The sequence below is a fragment of the Pseudomonas sp. 1L-C-7-B-C1 genome, assembly GCF_057291635.1.
Genome location: NZ_JBXAWH010000002.1, coordinates 24,039 through 40,330, shown reverse-complemented (window position 1 = coordinate 40,330; position 16,292 = coordinate 24,039). Strand labels below are relative to the sequence as shown.

Here is a 16,292-nt window from a genome sequence, read left to right as displayed (position 1 = left end):
CGCCATGATCAAAAATAACGACTATCGCCAGGACGACAAAACCGTCCTGGTCAGCCGGCACGGCCATGGCCCGGCGTCCAGGCCGATGACGGATTCCACGCCGCCGCCGCGCTTCGAGCAGCTGGAAGAACGCATGGTCTACGCCGCGCGCCTGCAACCGGCGCAGACGTTCAATGTCGGCATGAACCCGCTGGTGGCAGCTGCATCGGAGTTGCTGTCCGAAGTGGTCCGGCTCAAGAGCGGTGATATCCCCCAGGACATGAGCGCGCTCCATGGGCATCTGGCGCACGTGCTGAAAACCTTTGAAGCGCGCGCGCTGCACAATGGCGCCGAGAGCAGTCAGGTCGCGGGCGCCCGCTATGTGCTCTGTACTGCGCTGGATGAGGCCGTGGTAACAAGCGGCTGGGGCAATGAAAGCGAGTGGTCGCAGATGAGCCTGCTGAGCCGGTTTCACCAGGAAACCTTCGGTGGTGAGAAATTCTTTCAGCTGCTGGATCGGCTCTCGAAAAACCCGGTCAAGCACCTGCCGATGCTGGAGCTGATGTACCTATGCCTGTCTCTGGGGTTCGAGGGCCGCTACCGGGTGCAGACCCGCGGGGTGCAGGAACTCGAAAACATTCGCGACGCGGTTTACCGGCAAATTCGCCAGCTGCGGGGTGATGCGCCTCGCGAGCTGTCACCCCATTGGGAAGGCCTGAGCAATCAGCGCCGCAGCCTTGTTCGCATCGTGCCCACCTGGATGGTGGTGGGCTTCACCCTGGTCTGTCTGGTTGTGATGTATTCGGGCTTCGCCTGGGTGCTGGGTGAGCACCGCAATGCCGTTCTGCAGCCCTATCAGCCGTCTGATCAGTCTGTCGTTCACCCCCGAGCGCAGCCCCAGCCGTAAACAGAGACGTGTGATGAAAAATCTTTTCAAGAAAACCGGCGCGCTTTTGCGTCAGACGTGGGTGTGGACGCTGCTGTTGGTATTGCTCGTGGCGCTGATGATCTGGTTCTTCGGGCCGGCCCTGGCGGTTGACGACCGAAAGTTCTGGGAGGGTTCAACCTCTCGGCTGTTGACCATCAGTTCGCTGTTCCTGCTCTGGGGCCTTGCGATGGTCTATGTCAGCTGGCGCGCCGGGGAGCGCAGGAAGGCAGTCGAGGGCAGTGAAGAGGGTCAGGCACGCATCCTGCGCGATGATCAGATCGATGAGGAGCAGGCTGAACTGACGACGCGTTTCAAGGACGCGCTGAAAACGCTGAAGACCTCGAGCCTGTATCGCGGCCGCAGTGAGCACTGGCGCACCGAGCTGCCGTGGTACCTGCTGATCGGGCCCGAAGGCAGCGGCAAGACCAGCCTGCTGGACTTTTCAGGGCTCGAGTTTCCGCTGAACAGCGTCGAGCGCAAGCTCACCCGAGACACCCGGGGCACTCGCCACTGCGATTGGTATTTTGCCAACAACGCTGTACTCGTCGACACCGCGGGGCGGTACCTGACCCAGCCGAGCGCCGACATCGACCGCAGCGCCTGGTGCACGTTGCTGGGCCTGCTGGGCAAATATCGCCGCAAACGTCCTCTGAACGGTGTACTCGTCACCCTCCCGGTCGACACGCTGCTCCACGCCAGTGACCCCGAACTCGAGACCCTCGCCGGACAGGTGCGTGCGCGTTTGCAGGAGCTGCGTCAAAAGCTGCACCTGGAGGTGCCGGTCTATCTGGTGCTGAGCAAGGCCGACAGCCTTGCGGGCTTCGACGCGTTTTTCGATCAACTGACCCGTGAGGAAAGCGATCAGGTCCTCGGTACCAGTTTCCGGAAAGGCCAGAGCGGCACCGATGCCGACGTACTGCGCAACGAGTTCGCCGAACTGTTGGTTCGGTTGAACAGTCAGGTCATCACTCGCATTCATCAAGAGCGTGATGCTTCGCGCCGTGGCAGCATTCTGGATTTCCCTCATCAACTCAGTCGCATCGGCGAGCGCGTATGCGTGTTCGTAGAACTGGCGTTCACAGGCAATCGCTATCAGTCGGCCAGCCAGCTGCGGGGCTTCTACCTCACCAGCGCAGCGCACCTTGATCAGGACATGCACAGGTCCGTTGTCGGCAAGGGTATGGGGCCGGGTATCAGCACAGATACGCGGCCGACATTGGGCAGCGGGCGATCCCGATTCATCAACCACCTGCTCAGCAGAGTCATCTTTCCGGAGGCGGACCTTGCAGGCCTGGACATGCGCGAGCGCCGCCGTATCCATTGGGCACAGCGCGCGTTGTATGTGGGAGCGCTGGCGTCGCTGGCGTTGTTCGGCACGCTCTGGGCCGTGAGTTTTTCCGGCAACTATGAAAGGCTCGACAGTGTGAGTGCGCTTGCCCGAATTCGGGCCGAGCAACGGTCGGCGAACACGGCCCCGAATGACCTGCTCGCAACGCTGAACGCTTTGGATACCCGCTATGCGGCGACCCAGGTCTTCCCCGACAAAGGGGGCGTTGGTTACCAGGTGCGTGGTGGCCTTTATCAAGGTGAGGTGGTCAGTCCAGTCGTCGAGACTGCCTACGAGCGGGAGCTGGAACGGCTGCTCTTGCCCCAGGTGGCGATGGTGCTGGAGGGACAGATTGCCGCCAACCTGGAGAATCGCGAAGGTTTGCTCAAAAGCCTGCGGGCCTATTTGATGCTGGGCTTGAAAGACCGGCGCGATGCGGCCTGGCTCAAGGAGCGGGTCGCCACTGACTGGTCTGAGCTGTACCCCGGCAACGTCGCCGCGCAAAACGGTCTGAACAGCCACTTCGAACGATTACTGAAGCTGCCCTTCGTCCACGGCCTCAATGATCAACGCGTGGAACAGGCACGGCAGGTGCTGCGCGGTGAGTCCCTGGCGAACGTCATCTACCGGATGCTGCGTGAGCAGGCGGATGCCTTGCCGGACTACAGTTTTGACCAGCACCTCGGCCCGAAGGCGGGGCTGTTCGTCGGTGCCGATTATGTGATACCGGGGTTCTACACCCGACACGGCTACGAGCAGTATTTCTCGGTGCAAGGCTCCCGGGTGGTGACCGATATCCTGCGGGACAATTGGGTACTGGGCGAAGGCACCGACCTCAGCGACATGGACATGCGGCGTCTGATGGTCGAACTGGAACAGCTCTATTTTCGCGATTACGCCGATTACTGGGGGGAAGCGGTCAGCGCGGTCGAGCTGCCCGGGCCTTTCGATTTTGCCGACAGTGCGGAACAGCTGGCCAGCCTGACGTCGGCTCATTCTCCAGTAATCAACCTGCTTAGGGAGGTTCGAGAGAACACCCGTTTAACGCCTGTTGTTGCGCTGACAAACGCTGTCGATACCACCGCGCAGCTCGCGGAAACGGGCGCGAAGGCGGCCAAACTGACAATCGCCGCATCCGGTAAAGCCTCTGAAGCGCTGAGTGCATCGGTACCGGTTACCGCACGCAAATCACTGCAGAACCGTTTCGATCCATTGCACCGCCTGCTTGACGACAAGGACGGCCCGGCCGCGGATCTGACCCCCGTTCTGGCCGCACTCAACGAGCTGCAAATGCAGATGGCCAGCCTCGGTCGAGCCAGTTCCCCCGAGCAGGCGGCATTTGACATGGCCAAGTCACGCATGGGCGGCCAGCGTGATGCCTTGAGCAGTGTGCGCGGTGCATCCTCTCGCCTGCCGCCTCCGGTAAGCGCGTGGTTCAACACCCTGGCCGAGGACGCATGGCGGCTGGTGCTTCGCGACGCCTATCAGCACGTGAACCAGCACTACCAGAGTGAGGTGTACGGTTTTTACGCCAGGGCGATCAGCAAGCGCTACCCGTTCAAAGCCGACAGTGCCAGCGATGTCGCGCTCAGTGATTTTCGCGAGTTCTTCAAGGTTCAGGGTGTTGCCGACCGCTTCTTCGACGGATTCCTGCGACCGTTCGTGGGTGGCGAGAAGGGCAGTCATCGTCTGCGCAGTATCGACGGGCAAAGCCTGCCGATCTCCCGGGCGTACCTCGAGCAGATGAATGCGGCCCGGGTCATCCGGCAGGGGTTTTTCGCGGACAATCCGGGCGAGCCTCAAGTGCAGTTCAAGCTCGAGCCTCACACCCTGGACCCGTCGGTCAGTCGTTCCGAATTCAAGCTGGGTGACAAAACCCTTGAATATCGGCATGGCCCGATCGTCCCGGTGTCCTTCAAGTGGCCCACGGACGCCGAGTCCGGTCGAACAAGTCTGGTGCTCGACAGAATGGTTGGCCGACCTTTGGGCATCGAAGAAAGCACAGGGCCGTGGTCGCTGTTCCGTTTGCTGGATTCGCTGCAGCGGGAAGAGCTGACCGGTCGCGACGTGCTGGTGCTGAAGGCCGATGTCGGCGGGCTGCGGGCCAGCTACCTGTTGACCAGTCAGCGCTCGCCAAACCCATTCGACATGACCGTCCTGCGCAGCTTCCGCATGCCGGCACAACTGTGATGGCGATCGCCGGCCCCTGGCGCAGCGCTGCGCGGACCCACAGCGGCAAGGTCCGGACACGCAACGAAGATGCGTTTCTGGCGCGTCCCGAGCAGGGACTGTGGGTGGTCGCCGATGGCATGGGCGGGCATCAGGGAGGTGATATCGCCAGCCAGATGATCGTCGCCAGTCTGGCGGAGCTGCCCGTCCATGAAGATTTCGATGACCGGCTCATCGGCATTCGACAGTGCCTGCACTGGCTGAACCGTCGATTGGGCCAGGAGCTGACTGTCAGCGCAGCCCGACACGACAACATCATCGGCAGCACCGTGGTTGCGCTCCTGGCAGAGGAAAACCGGGCGGCGTGCGTCTGGGCGGGTGATAGTCGCTGCTATTTGTGGCGCGGTCAGCGCTTGTATCAGCTGTCCCGGGACCACTCGCTGCAACAGCAGTTGATCGACGAAAAACAGATGAACGCTCGACAGGCCCAGGCGCATCCCGGCGCGCACGCCTTGACCCGCGCAGTGGGCGCTGCCGCGCAACTGACGCTGGAGGTGCTGGAACTTGAGGTGTTTCCGGGCGATGCCTTCTTGCTGTGCAGCGACGGTTTGTACCAAGGGTTGAGCAGTGATGCATTGGGCCACGCGTTGAACCACGCGCTGCCGGAAACAGCGCTCAAGCGTCTGTTCGATAACGCGTTGCGCGGCGCCGCCCGGGATAATCTGACTGCCGTGGTGATTCGCGGATGACCGATCCCGTGCACTCGAATCCGGACGGGCAGGCAGTGATTGATTCTCCCCGCGATGAACCGCCCGCCGACCTCACCTATTTCGCCTTCGCCCCCTCTGAAAAACCTGAACCGGCTCGGGTGCTCACTTCAGCCGGACTGAGCGCAATGCCCGATCTTCTGGCAAATCGATATCGCATCGAGCGCCTGCTCGGTGCCGGAGGTATGGGCGCGGTCTACCGCGCGCGCGATCTGCTGGCCGAGCAATACGGAGATCCCGATCCTTACGTCGCGCTCAAAGTCCTCAACCCAGACTTCGCCGAGTCGCCGGACGCCAGCGCGGTGCTCTACAGCGAGTTCTGCCTGACCCGATACCTGCGCCATGACAACGTGCTGCGTGTGCATGGGTTTCACGTCGACATCTCATGCCAGCGGGCCTTCATCACTATGGAACTCATGCGAGGCCTGACGCTGGACAAAATGCTCTGCGAGCGGCCGCTGGGACTGCCGTGGAAAGAACTGCGGGAGATCGTTGTGCCGCTGTTGGACGCCCTGGCATACGCCCACGCTCGCGGCGTCGTTCACGGTGACATCAAACCCAGCAACATCATGCTCAGTGAAGAGGGCGTGCGGCTGTTCGACTTTGGGCTCGGCCAAGCCGAGGAGGGCGTTCTCTGCGGTCTGCCGCACCTGAGCCGCGAGCGTTTCAACGCCTGGACACCGGGTTACGCCGCACCGGAACTGCTTGAACATCACTCGCTCACGGCACGCACTGACATCTACGCCGTGGCGTGTGTGATCTACGAACTGGCAAGCGGCAAACATCCCTTTCGCCACCTGACTTCGACCCAGGCCCGTGATGAGCATCTCGATTGCGGGTTGCGGGTGCCAGCCTGTTTACCTAAACCTTGCTGGCCGGCCTTGCAAACGGCGCTCGCTTTTGACGCCGGTGCACGCGCGATAACGGCCGGGCAAATGCGTCACGCCTTCGCCTCCCCATCGTCCTGGCCGTGGGGCGGGAAAATCCGCAAGCCCTGGTGAGGCTGTCACTGGTGCGGTGTGAGACCCAACGCCTTCCCGGCTGAAGCCGGTCCTGCCAAGAGCTCGTGGAGTTGTCGCGGCCACCTGTGGCTTAAATCCGCCCGAGTTTTTCCAGCGCCGCATCCGCCAGGAACGAAGACCGGCTTTTGACGTTGTGGTCGCGAACATAACGGTCGATCCGCTGTATGACAAATCCCGGCAAGGTGACATTGACCTTCTCGGTCTTGCCCAGATAAGGGGTAATGTCGATCTCGACCATACCCCAGCCCATGTTTACGAAGTCTTCATGACCGTGATAAGCCCGAGCAGACGACGGCATGGGCACGGGTTGACCGTCGGCAACCAGCTCTTCAAGGCAGATGTGGGCAATTTCGACCGCCGCGTTGTAAGCCTCTTCAAACGTGTCGCCAGCCGTCACCGCGCCGGGAATGTCCGGAATCTGTATGCCGATGGCCGTCGTATCGTCGCCCCATTCAATGGCGATTGGATATTGCATGGTGCGCTCCTGCATTGGGATTGATTGGGTGCCAGAGGTTATAGACATGCCCGCCTCCTGATGCTTTTGATCGTTCCGATGGGAAGGTCCTTCTTCGGATGGGGGACCGGGATGGAGTGACAGCTGCACGGGTGAGTGTAAATGTGATGGCTGCCTCGGATTCGGGCTAAGCTCCAGCCCGCTGCTTCTAATTCTGAGATCAATTCCCTGCTTTTCACCAGCGGCTCCCTTTGAAGTGTGGGGCGGATGGTGAAAGTCGTTCGATGTTAGATCAAGGAAGAAGATGTATCCAGAGTTATGAATGATGGACTTGGATAGTCTTGCTTCAGATGCCACAACGCTCAAGCGGCTGATTTATTTACAGCGCTTTACCACTGGTGCGCAGGGACGACCGCATCTCCGCCGACGGCAACGAACCCCGCATCCTGTCACCGCGCCATGAAAGCCGCCAACTCCTCGGGCGCGCCGTTCGGAAACGCTCGTCTCAGATAATCGAGAAACGCCGAGACACGCGCGCTCAATAATCGTCGCGACGGATACAGGGCCCACAGTGCGACTGGCGGTGCGTCGATGTCGCCCCAGTGCACCAGCGTTCCATTGCGTAGGTCCTGACCCACCAGTGACACCGGTAAGCGACCGGCGCCTACGCCCGCCAACACAGCGTCGCGGACCATGACCAGCGAAGACAGACTCAGCACCGGGTCTATGGCCATAGCGGTTTGGCCTTTGGGAGTTGCTACAGCCCACACGCGCTGGCGGTCGCCGGGCCCTCTTGTCACCGCCGCTACCGGGACGTCGGGCTTGGGGCGGGCAAGGTGTGGGCTCGCGACGACGACCAGCCGGTCGTGCAGAAAGATGCGACCGATCAGGCTTTCGTCGACCTCCGGATTGACGCGAATCACCAGGTCATAACCTTCTTCGATCATGTCGACAGCGCGATCTTCGGTCGTCACCTCAAGCCGTACTTCCGGATGCTCAAGGGCAAAGCCCGCCGCCAGCTTGCCCATGGCGGTCTGGGCGAAAAACAGTGGGGCGCTGACGCGCAATTTACCCCGTGGTCGCGCTCCGCCTGACGCGATCGCCGCAGCCGTCTCATCGAGTTCGGTCAGTAACGCTCCCGTGCGTTCAAACAGCGCGCGGCCTTCCTCGGTGAGCTTTAGGGTACGCCCGCCGCGCTCGAACAGGCGCAAATCCAGGCTGCGCTCCAGCTCTGCAACCCGACGTGACAACGTTGCTTTGGGCCGCTCGGCGGCACGTGCCGCGCGGCCGAACCCGCCATGCCGGGCGACGAGATTGAAATCAGCAAGGGCAAGCAAATCCATGGTTCACCTGAAACAAAGCAACGGTTGCGAATGAGCGATAGCGCCGGCCGCCGAGCGACAGGGCTGATGCTGGAATGAGACTGTTCCATACATGGAACGCCGTGTCTAATATCGGTGTCTAGCGGTTCATTCATGATCCACCGATAGTGGCGTCTCCAGTCAAATCCACCACGGTGAACCACCATGACTATCCTCGTAACGGGCGCTACCGGCCGAGTTGGCAGCAAAGTCGTTGAACAGCTCCTCAAGCGCGATGCCCACGTACGTGTCCTTGTACGTGACCCTTCGAGCACACATTTCCCCACGCAAGTGGACGTCGTCCAGGGCGAAATGCTCGACATCGAATCCCTTCGTCGTGCGTTCGTAGGGGTTTCCACGTTCTTCCTGCTCAACGCCGTAGCGGCGGATGAGTTCACCCAGGCACTGATCGCGCTCAATATCGCGAGGGAGGCCGGCGTCAACCGCGTGGTTTACCTCTCGGTTATTCACGCCGACCGCTTCGTCGACGTGCCGCATTTCGCGGTGAAATCAGGCGCTGAGCGGATGATTGAGCAAATGGGCTTCAATGCCACGATCCTGCGTCCGAGCTACTTCATCGACAACGACGAAATGGTCAAGGAAGCCATCTTCGAGCACGGTGTCTATCCGATGCCGATTGGCAGCAAGGGCCTGGCCATGGTCGATGCCCGGGACATCGCCGAAGTGGCGGCCATCGAGCTGTTGCGGCGCGATCAGACCTCGGACGACCTGCCCAACGTAGTCATCAATCTGGTTGGCCCGGATACGCTGACGGGCGAGGGGGTTGCCGCGATCTGGACGCAAGTCCTCGGACGTCCGGTCGTTTACGGGGGCGATGATCCGTCGGGTTTCGAGCAAAACGTCGCGACGTTCATGCCCACGTGGATGGCCTATGAGATGCGCCTCATGGCCCAGCGTTTTGTCAGCGACGGAATGATTCCGGAAACCGGCGATGTGGCACGCCTGACGCAAATCCTGGGACGCAAGCTTCATTCCTACCGAGACTTCGCGACCCGATTGGCGCGGCGGGTCTGACCAGGCGGTCAACGATAGGCTGCTGGACGACGTTGATCAGCATTTCGCTGGCCATACCCTCGGTAGCTCCTGCATCAAGCGCGGCGTCTGATTGATGAAACATCGCTGAGATGATTGGAATAGAGCCATCTCACGAAAAAAAATGTGTTTATTTGCATCCTCAACCTGCGATACCCGAGCGCCCAGTTCCTCTACCCCTCAGACGATACAACCGGGCACGTTGTCGCACCTTTAGCAACGTTGGTCGGTTGTGATTAATCGTTTCATCTGGCATAAAAAGCGGGCTTCGGGCTCGAAAATCTAGAAAAAACATAGATTAATGGGTCGACGATAGCCGCTGCACGTCCGACCCCGCGCGCTACCCACCAAGCCAGTTTTGCTCGCTGCCCGAAGCAGAAATCTGTGCCACCCCCTCTGCCTTTCAACCTCATCGAGGCCACTCATTGGCGCGCCCAAGCGTCCTGCATCAAAAAGGAACGGAAAATTGAGCGATCAATCCACTCCGAACACTCCACTCTCACGATTCTGCGACAAAGTGGGCATTCCCTATCCCATGTTCTGGGGCTTTGTCGGCCTGCTGATCTTCATGATCGGCGATGGCGTAGAACTCGGCTACCTCTCGCCCTTCCTCAGCGAACGCGGCATGCCCGGCGATGAAATCGCAATGATCTTCACCCTCTACGGCGTTACGGTCGGGATTTCCTCCTGGCTCGCCGGCGCACTCTCCAACATCTGGGGCCCGAAACGGGTGATGTTCCTGGGCTTGGTCATCTGGAGTGTGTTTGAGGTGCTCTTCCTGATCTACGGACTGCAGGACCTGAGCTACTCAATGATTCTGCTGACCTACGGCCTGCGCGGCTTCGGCTATCCATTGTTCGCTTACGGCTTTCTGGTATGGATCGCCGCGTCCACGCCCTCTCGCAAAATGGGCATGGCCGTGGGCTGGTTCTGGGTGGCTTATGCGGCGGGCCTGCCGATGCTCGGCTCTCTGGTGGCAAGTGTCGCTATCCCGCTGATCGGCGCATTGCAGACCTTCTGGCTGTCCTTCGCACTGGTGGTCGTCGGCGGCGCGATTGGTCTGATCGGGATGCGTGAAGCCCATGGCATGCGTCGGCTGGCGCCCGAGGGTGAGCGGCCGCTCGTGTCGATGGCCAAGAACATCACCATCATGTGGACACGCCCCAAAGTGTCGCTGGCCGGTATCGTTCGAGTGATCAACACCTCGTCGATGTTCGGTTTTCTGGTGGTCATGCCCGGATTCTTTATGCACACCGTCGGCTTCACCCTCGAAGAATGGCTGCGCCTGCTGACCATCGTCTTCGTGTTCAACATCATCGGTAATCTGGGCTCTAGCGTGATCAGCACGAAGATCGGTTATCGCAACACGATCCTGTGGTTCGGCGCGGTGGGCAGCACGATCAGCACCCCGTTGTTCTTCTTCATGCCCCAGGCGTTTACCCACGACTTCCTGATCGCCTCGATCTTCGGCGCCTTCTACGGCCTGACATTGGCGTGTTTCGTGCCGCTCTCGGCGCTCGCACCCGCATTGGCGCCGAACAACAAGGCCGCTGCATTGTCGGTGTTGAGCCTCGGGGCAGGGGCGTCGACATGGGTGGGCCCGGCGGTGGTCGCGATCTTCAATGACAGTTACGGGATTGAAGGCGTGGTCTGGGCCTTTTGCGGGCTGTACGCGCTGAGTGCCGTGCTGACCGTCTTCCTGAAAGATCCGGAGCCCGTGCATGACCCGATCCTGATCAAGATCAAGCGCCGGATCAAAGTGTTCGCGCCGCGTCTGGATTATCGTTGGGCCCATGCCGAGGACCCGAACAAAAACGTAAGCTGATTCCGGTGGCCGCGCGGCGCGACAGTCATGCAACGGTCGACTGCCACGCCGCGTGTCTCAACGGGGCGGGGTGATCACTCCGCTGCCGCCGGCGGCTGTTCCTTGCCCAGCCCGTCGTTGATCAACACCATGCTCTGCGGTGCCGACAGGGCGATGCCCATTTCCCGCAGGCGACCCAACACGGTGAACAACAGATCGCTTCGCGCACCGCCCACCGAGCGCGGGCTGTTGACGTAACCCGTGGCGCTGATGATAAGGCCGGTGTTGGTCAGGTCTTTGAAGGTGACCGAGGGCGCTGGCGTATCGAGGACGGCTTCGTGCTCGGTAAACGCCTGCAACAGCAGTTCGCGGATCTGCAAGACATCCGTTTCCAGCGGCAACGTCAGGGAAATCCCGACCACGCCGAGTGCGTTGCCCATGGTCACGTTGCGCACGTTCTGGGTAATGAACTGTGAGTTCGGCACAATCACCGTGGAGCGGTCGGACATCTGGATCTCGGTGGCACGCACGTTGATCCGGCGAATATCGCCCTCGACCCCCGCCAGACTCACCCAGTCTCCCACCTTGACTGGCCGCTCGGTCAGCAGGATCAGGCCGGAGATAAAGTTCTGCACGATGGCCTGCAAACCAAAACCGATCCCCACCGACAGGGCGCTCACTACCCAGGTCAGGTTGGTCAGGCTGATGTGCAGCGTGGACATCACCACCGCAATCACCAGCACAAACCCGATGTAGCCGATCAGGGTCACCAGGGACGCCTGCATGCCGGCGTCCATGTTGGTTTCCGGCAGCAGGCGCTCGCCGAACCATTCCTTGAGCACGCGCACGCCCAGCATGCCAAGTACCAAACAACCCAGCGCCATGAGGATGTCGCTTGGAACGATGTTCAGGGCGCCCAGGGATTTGTCGGTCACTTCCATCCGGGTGAAGCTTTCGAGCAACTCGCCCGGGCTTGAACCCGAGGGCAGAAAGGCCAGCAGCACGGCGGCCAGCAGCAGCAAACTGCGGCCAACGCCCGCCAGAATGGTGCTCGCCTGGGCCTGATGGCGCGGCGACAGGCCGAGTGCCGAACCCAGTGCCATGCCACCCGGTTGCTTGGGCGACAGGAGGGTTTCGCAGACGTCGCCAAAGAACGCCACCAGCAGATAGGCGGTCGAAGCCACCACGCTCATCCACAGCAGCTTGACCGCGAGGAAGTAGGCCAGCGTCAGGTAGCCGCTCAGCAACGCCAGCAAACTCAGGCCGACCCAGACTGCCACCACGAACGGAATCAACCCGGCGAGGCCGCCGGGACGTTCAATGGCGAAGCGGCGGCGGGTGCGGCGGTAGCGCACCAGGCCGAAGAAAAACATCAGCGAAACGGCCAGTGCGGTCAGGCCGTTGACGGCGACGGTCAGTGCCAGGCTGCTGGCGATGACGCTGTTGATGCGTTCCTGGGTGCCGATGACCATCAGCGCCAAAGCCAGCACGGGCGGGAATCGGCCCATGGCGGTGGCAATTTCGTCAGGAATCTTCGGCAGGCGCCACGAAGGGTGTGGCAGCATCAGCAGCGCGCGGCCCAGGCCGACGATGAAGGCGCAGAAGGTGATCAGCGTCTGCAGTTGGTCGAGCAGGTTGACCACGTCGTTGCTGAGCACCGCATTGCTGACGATGCCCCAACGCAGCAAGGACGTGGCGGCGGTGATGGTGACCACCGTCGACAGCCCGACGGCCAGTGCCAGGGCGCTGCGACGCAGACGGCCTTCGGGCAACCAACGGACCATCAGGCGGATCAGCAGGCTCTCCAGCAGGCGGCGCACCACCACCCAGATCAGCAGCGCGCCGATCACCACGCTGGCAAACAGCATGCGGTTGCCGGGCGCCAGTGCGCTGATGAACACGCTGCGGACGTCGTCCAGCAAACCGTTCATGCGCCTGAGGTCGTCATCGGTAGGGCGAATCAGGGTCGACCAGAACGCCGAACTCAGCGGGCTTGCCGTACGGGTGCTGATCTGGGAGTCGAACAGGCTGCGGCGCAGGCTGAAGATCTGAGTGGCCAGGTCCCGTGCCGACTGACTCAACGTATTGGTCTGCCGCTCGTCGCTGACCAGCGCGTTTTTCTGGGCCGTCAACGCCTTGCGCTGGCTGGTCAGGGCAGGCGCTTCGTCGGGTTGCACCGGGCCAAGGATGTTCAGCTGATCGTTCAGGTGCTCGATGTCAACGGCCTGTTTGGCGATCAGCTCATCGGCTTGCTTCTGCACCTGCAATGCGGCCTGACGCAGGCTTGACAGCAAGTCGTCATTGGCACTGACGGTAACTTTTTGCCGGATCTGGTCAAGCTGCTCGTTCAGATCATCCAGGCTCGGTGCCTCGACTTCAGGCGCTGCATCGCCTTGGCTGGCGGCCTGCGGCGCGGCCTTTGGGGCCGGCGCGGCCTGAGCAAACGCTGGCAGGGTCACGCACAGCAGCAACAGGGCCAGCAGTCCAGCATGGAAACGGTTCAACGTAGCGTGCTGCATTCGGGTTCCTTTGGGGGCGTTAACCGGTTTTGCGATCTGATCATTTGGCGCAGTTGTCGAAAGACAGGCGGGCGGCTCGACCCTTCGTGCGCGCGGGGGCGGATGATAGCAAGGATTGTGGCGGGACAACTTACGCTCGCTGTCCATTGCCGGCAGTGGTGCGGCTGATGGAAGATCAAGAGCGTCTGCCTGGGGGCAGACTGTTTCGCCTTCGGCGAGTTACTTGGTAAAGCCCCAAGTAACCAAGGGCTTGTGCTCCTGGTTGGGCCCTTCGTTCCTCAGGGTTCCTTCACTCCGGTCCCGCTCCGTGGGCCCGCGCCGAACGGACATCCATGTCCTGACGGCGCTCTCGCGGCATCCATGCCGCTCGGCCCACTCCACGAGACCTGCGTTCAGCCTGCACCCAAGTCGCGACTGGTGTCGTCTGCACTCGCAGTGTATGAAGATCAAGATCAAAAGCGTATTTAGATCAGATCAAAGGCTTCCCGGCTAAAGCCAGTCCTACAATCGCAGCCGGGCCTACGGGGCGTACGCGGTCTGCTATTTCCGATCGTGCCCACGCTCCGCGAGGGTATGCATCTTAGGACGCTCCGCGTCCATTCCCGGCTGAAGCCGGTCTCACTGAACGCGCGCGCTTCAAAGTGTGGGACCGGCTTCAGCCGGGAAGGGACCTTCTCGAGCACCACCGCTCACCGATACCCACCATGCTCTCAGGTCATGTGATATTCACACTCAGCGGCACATGATCGTGTTCGTTGTACCAACAGGGCCCGCGAAGGGCCTTCTTCAATCAAGAGGTAAGCAGGATGCCGACACATAGCCCTCAGGTAGATCTCGACCATCGCCCCCGTCTGGCTGATCTTCAGCCCATCACGACCGAACCGTCATCCCATGCCACCGCCCTGCGGTCAGCCCCGCAGGCGCGGATCACGCCGGCAGCGCAACTGGAAGGTCGAGCGGGCTACAGCGGTGATTTTCTCGGGGAATTCGTCGTGCCCTGGCCGACCACCTCGACGCCGGATGACGTATTCCCCGTGGGGAATCCCGGCAACCGTCTGGACTACACCCATTTCTCCATCAGCATGTCCCGGAGTCGGCGCATTGCGCTGTACGTCGGCGTGAACATCGAGGGTGGCAGCAGCGTGGAGATCGTGCGGCGTCAGGACACCTGGGCCTATGACGGTCGCCTGCCGGTCGAGGCGCAGCTTGGCGAGGACTTGTACCGCGACAACTTGCTCGATCGCGGTCATCTGGTGCGGCGGCAGGACCCCAACTGGGGTAACGAGGCGCAGACCGCCAATCAGGACACGTTTCATTTCACCAATTGCTCGCCGCAGATGTCCGCCTTCAATCAGAAAACCTGGCTGGAGCTCGAAGACTTCATCCTGGAGAACACTCGCCGCTGGAAGGAGCGCGCAACGGTGTTCACCGGACCGGTGCTGCGCAGTGACGACCCGCTGTACCGAGGGGTACAAATCCCCAGAGCCTTCTGGAAAGTTGTCGCGTTTCTCGGCGATGACGGCAAACCTTCGGCCAGCGCGTACGTGATCGACCAGACCCGCGAGCTGGGCAAGCTGGAGCTGGTGTTTGGCGCGTTAAGGACGTATCGACGCAGCGTCACTCAGATTGAGACGCTCACGGGCATCAGCTTCGGGGAATTGGCGCGGTATGACGGTTTCTCCAATGAAGAACAGATCACCGGCACACGGATCGAAGCGTTGATTCAGCGGCCGGAGGATATTCGTCTCTAAGCCCATGACGCCAAGGCTCAGCGCCGAGCCTGGGCATCACGCTCTGGCCAGGCCTGATCCGGACGGCAAATGAGCGGTACCGCGCAAAAACCACAAAATAACGGGATCCAAACGGAATTTATGGGCGCGTCAGCTATCTAGCATCACGCGTACAGACGGTACACCGGCATCGGCAAGCTGCCGACTGAACCCGCACGCCGTACCGCCTTGAAGCACGATTTCTCTGCCAACGGCTTTTTTCACTTCCTGGAGATCCACCGACAATGACCGTCTCATTCAGCCGCCACTGGTTACTCGCCCTCGCACTGCCGCTGCTCCTGACCGCCTGCGGCAGCAGCGAGCCTGACCAGCGCGCCGCATTCAAGCAGTTCCTGCAAACCCGCATCATCGACAAGCCCGGCGTGCACGTGCCCAAACTGACACCGGATGAATCGAAGTCCTTCGGTGATTACACCCAGCACTACGCCGTGATCACTGACTTCAACAAGGGTATGGACGCCAGCACCCAACCCCTGAACGGTTTCGTGCAGAAAGGCGCGTTCCGCTCATTGGGCGATGTGATCGCGCGCCGCGATGATCTCAAGACGGTGCAAGCCGGCGTGAACGACCTCGTCTTGCAGCTCAAGCAAACGTTGGCGAAAGCGGACGCAGCCCATGCCCAGCTCAAGCAGCCGGACGATCTGAAAGCCGTGTATGACAGCGCCTATGATCGCACCGTCAGCGTACCGGCCAACACGCTCCTGACCGTCATGCCGCAAGTCAACGGCACCTTCGAATCGGGCCTGAAAGTGGCGGACTACGTCGACGCTCACAAGGCGCAGATCCAGATCAATGGCTCGGTGGTCCAAGTGACAGACCCAAAGGTGCAGGCTGAATTGAACACGCTGTTGCAGGACCTGAATGCCAAGGCCAAGGTGGTTCAAGACGCGCAGACACGCATGCAGGCCGTGTTGCTGGGGCGTTGAATCCACACCTGACAACGGCACTCGGCGCAGTAAAGTCACGCTGACTCCTTCCCGGCTAAAGTCGGTCCTGCAACCTGCATGCAGTCAGTAGGACCGGCTTTGGCCGGAGTCGCTTGATCCTGCGGCGGAGCGACACAGGCAAAATCGAGGAGTGATTGCCCACCGCCTGTCATATATCCCGTCAGATAACTCG

The 16,292-nt window shown here is 61.1% G+C and carries 12 protein-coding genes; 8 read left to right on the top strand and 4 right to left on the bottom strand.

Annotation, left to right across the window (positions count from 1 at the left end; translation table 11 throughout):
• The first annotated feature begins 4 nt into the window (after positions 1 to 4).
• Genes icmH through AC0Z8Z_RS03325 form a run of 4 tightly spaced genes read left to right on the top strand, consistent with a single transcriptional unit; the run spans position 5 to position 6,171 of the window.
• Positions 5 to 886 carry a type IVB secretion system protein IcmH/DotU gene (icmH, locus tag AC0Z8Z_RS03340; protein ID WP_485617873.1) on the top strand — a complete coding sequence of 294 codons (882 nt, stop codon included), beginning with the start codon at positions 5 to 7 and terminating at the stop codon, positions 884 to 886.
• A 13-nt stretch (positions 887 to 899) separates the two neighbouring features.
• Positions 900 to 4,424, top strand: coding sequence for a type VI secretion system membrane subunit TssM (tssM, locus tag AC0Z8Z_RS03335; protein ID WP_485617871.1), 3,525 nt, complete (start codon positions 900 to 902; stop codon positions 4,422 to 4,424).
• Complete coding sequence (locus AC0Z8Z_RS03330; RefSeq protein WP_485617869.1) at positions 4,424 to 5,152, top strand: PP2C family protein-serine/threonine phosphatase; 729 nt, start codon at positions 4,424 to 4,426, stop codon at positions 5,150 to 5,152. Before tssM ends, AC0Z8Z_RS03330 begins: the two co-directional genes overlap by 1 nt.
• On the top strand, positions 5,149 to 6,171 hold the full coding sequence (locus AC0Z8Z_RS03325; protein WP_485617867.1) for a serine/threonine-protein kinase: 1,023 nt from the start codon (positions 5,149 to 5,151) through the stop codon (positions 6,169 to 6,171). Before AC0Z8Z_RS03330 ends, AC0Z8Z_RS03325 begins: the two co-directional genes overlap by 4 nt.
• 91 nt (positions 6,172 to 6,262) lie before the next feature.
• Here the strand turns inward: AC0Z8Z_RS03325 and AC0Z8Z_RS03320 are convergent, their stop codons facing one another.
• The 3 genes from AC0Z8Z_RS03320 to AC0Z8Z_RS03310 all read right to left on the bottom strand — a co-directional run bounded on the left by AC0Z8Z_RS03320 (position 6,263) and on the right by AC0Z8Z_RS03310 (position 7,989).
• Positions 6,263 to 6,667 carry a type II toxin-antitoxin system HicB family antitoxin gene (locus AC0Z8Z_RS03320; RefSeq protein WP_272628867.1) on the bottom strand — a complete coding sequence of 135 codons (405 nt, stop codon included), beginning with the start codon at positions 6,665 to 6,667 and terminating at the stop codon, positions 6,263 to 6,265.
• A gap of 38 nt (positions 6,668 to 6,705) precedes the next feature.
• The gene (locus AC0Z8Z_RS03315; protein WP_122534666.1) at positions 6,706 to 6,885 is read right to left on the bottom strand and encodes a type II toxin-antitoxin system HicA family toxin; all 180 of its coding nucleotides are present in this window, start codon (positions 6,883 to 6,885) and stop codon (positions 6,706 to 6,708) included.
• 210 nt (positions 6,886 to 7,095) lie between these two features.
• Positions 7,096 to 7,989, bottom strand: a complete 894-nt coding sequence (locus AC0Z8Z_RS03310) for a LysR family transcriptional regulator (protein ID WP_122623843.1) — start codon at positions 7,987 to 7,989, stop codon at positions 7,096 to 7,098.
• Between the two features lie 183 nt (positions 7,990 to 8,172).
• Here AC0Z8Z_RS03310 and AC0Z8Z_RS03305 point away from each other — a divergent pair, with 183 nt between their 5' ends.
• Positions 8,173 to 9,042 carry an NmrA/HSCARG family protein gene (locus AC0Z8Z_RS03305; protein WP_122623844.1) on the top strand — a complete coding sequence of 290 codons (870 nt, stop codon included), beginning with the start codon at positions 8,173 to 8,175 and terminating at the stop codon, positions 9,040 to 9,042.
• A gap of 484 nt (positions 9,043 to 9,526) precedes the next feature.
• The gene (locus AC0Z8Z_RS03300; RefSeq protein ID WP_485617865.1) at positions 9,527 to 10,885 is read left to right on the top strand and encodes an MFS transporter; all 1,359 of its coding nucleotides are present in this window, start codon (positions 9,527 to 9,529) and stop codon (positions 10,883 to 10,885) included.
• Between the two features lie 74 nt (positions 10,886 to 10,959).
• On the opposite strand, the gene AC0Z8Z_RS03295 is transcribed toward AC0Z8Z_RS03300, so the two are convergent.
• Positions 10,960 to 13,383, bottom strand: a complete 2,424-nt coding sequence (locus tag AC0Z8Z_RS03295; RefSeq protein ID WP_172611820.1) for a DUF3772 domain-containing protein — start codon at positions 13,381 to 13,383, stop codon at positions 10,960 to 10,962.
• Positions 13,384 to 14,189: 806 nt separating this feature from the next.
• On the opposite strand from AC0Z8Z_RS03295, the gene AC0Z8Z_RS03290 reads away from it, so the two are divergent.
• Positions 14,190 to 15,134: a DNA/RNA non-specific endonuclease gene (locus AC0Z8Z_RS03290; RefSeq protein ID WP_485617864.1), complete on the top strand. Its 945-nt coding sequence runs from the start codon at positions 14,190 to 14,192 to the stop codon at positions 15,132 to 15,134.
• A gap of 263 nt (positions 15,135 to 15,397) precedes the next feature.
• Positions 15,398 to 16,099 (top strand): DUF3053 domain-containing protein, encoded by a 702-nt coding sequence (locus AC0Z8Z_RS03285; RefSeq protein WP_485617863.1) that lies wholly within the window; start codon positions 15,398 to 15,400, stop codon positions 16,097 to 16,099.
• Positions 16,100 to 16,292: the final 193 nt, after the last annotated feature.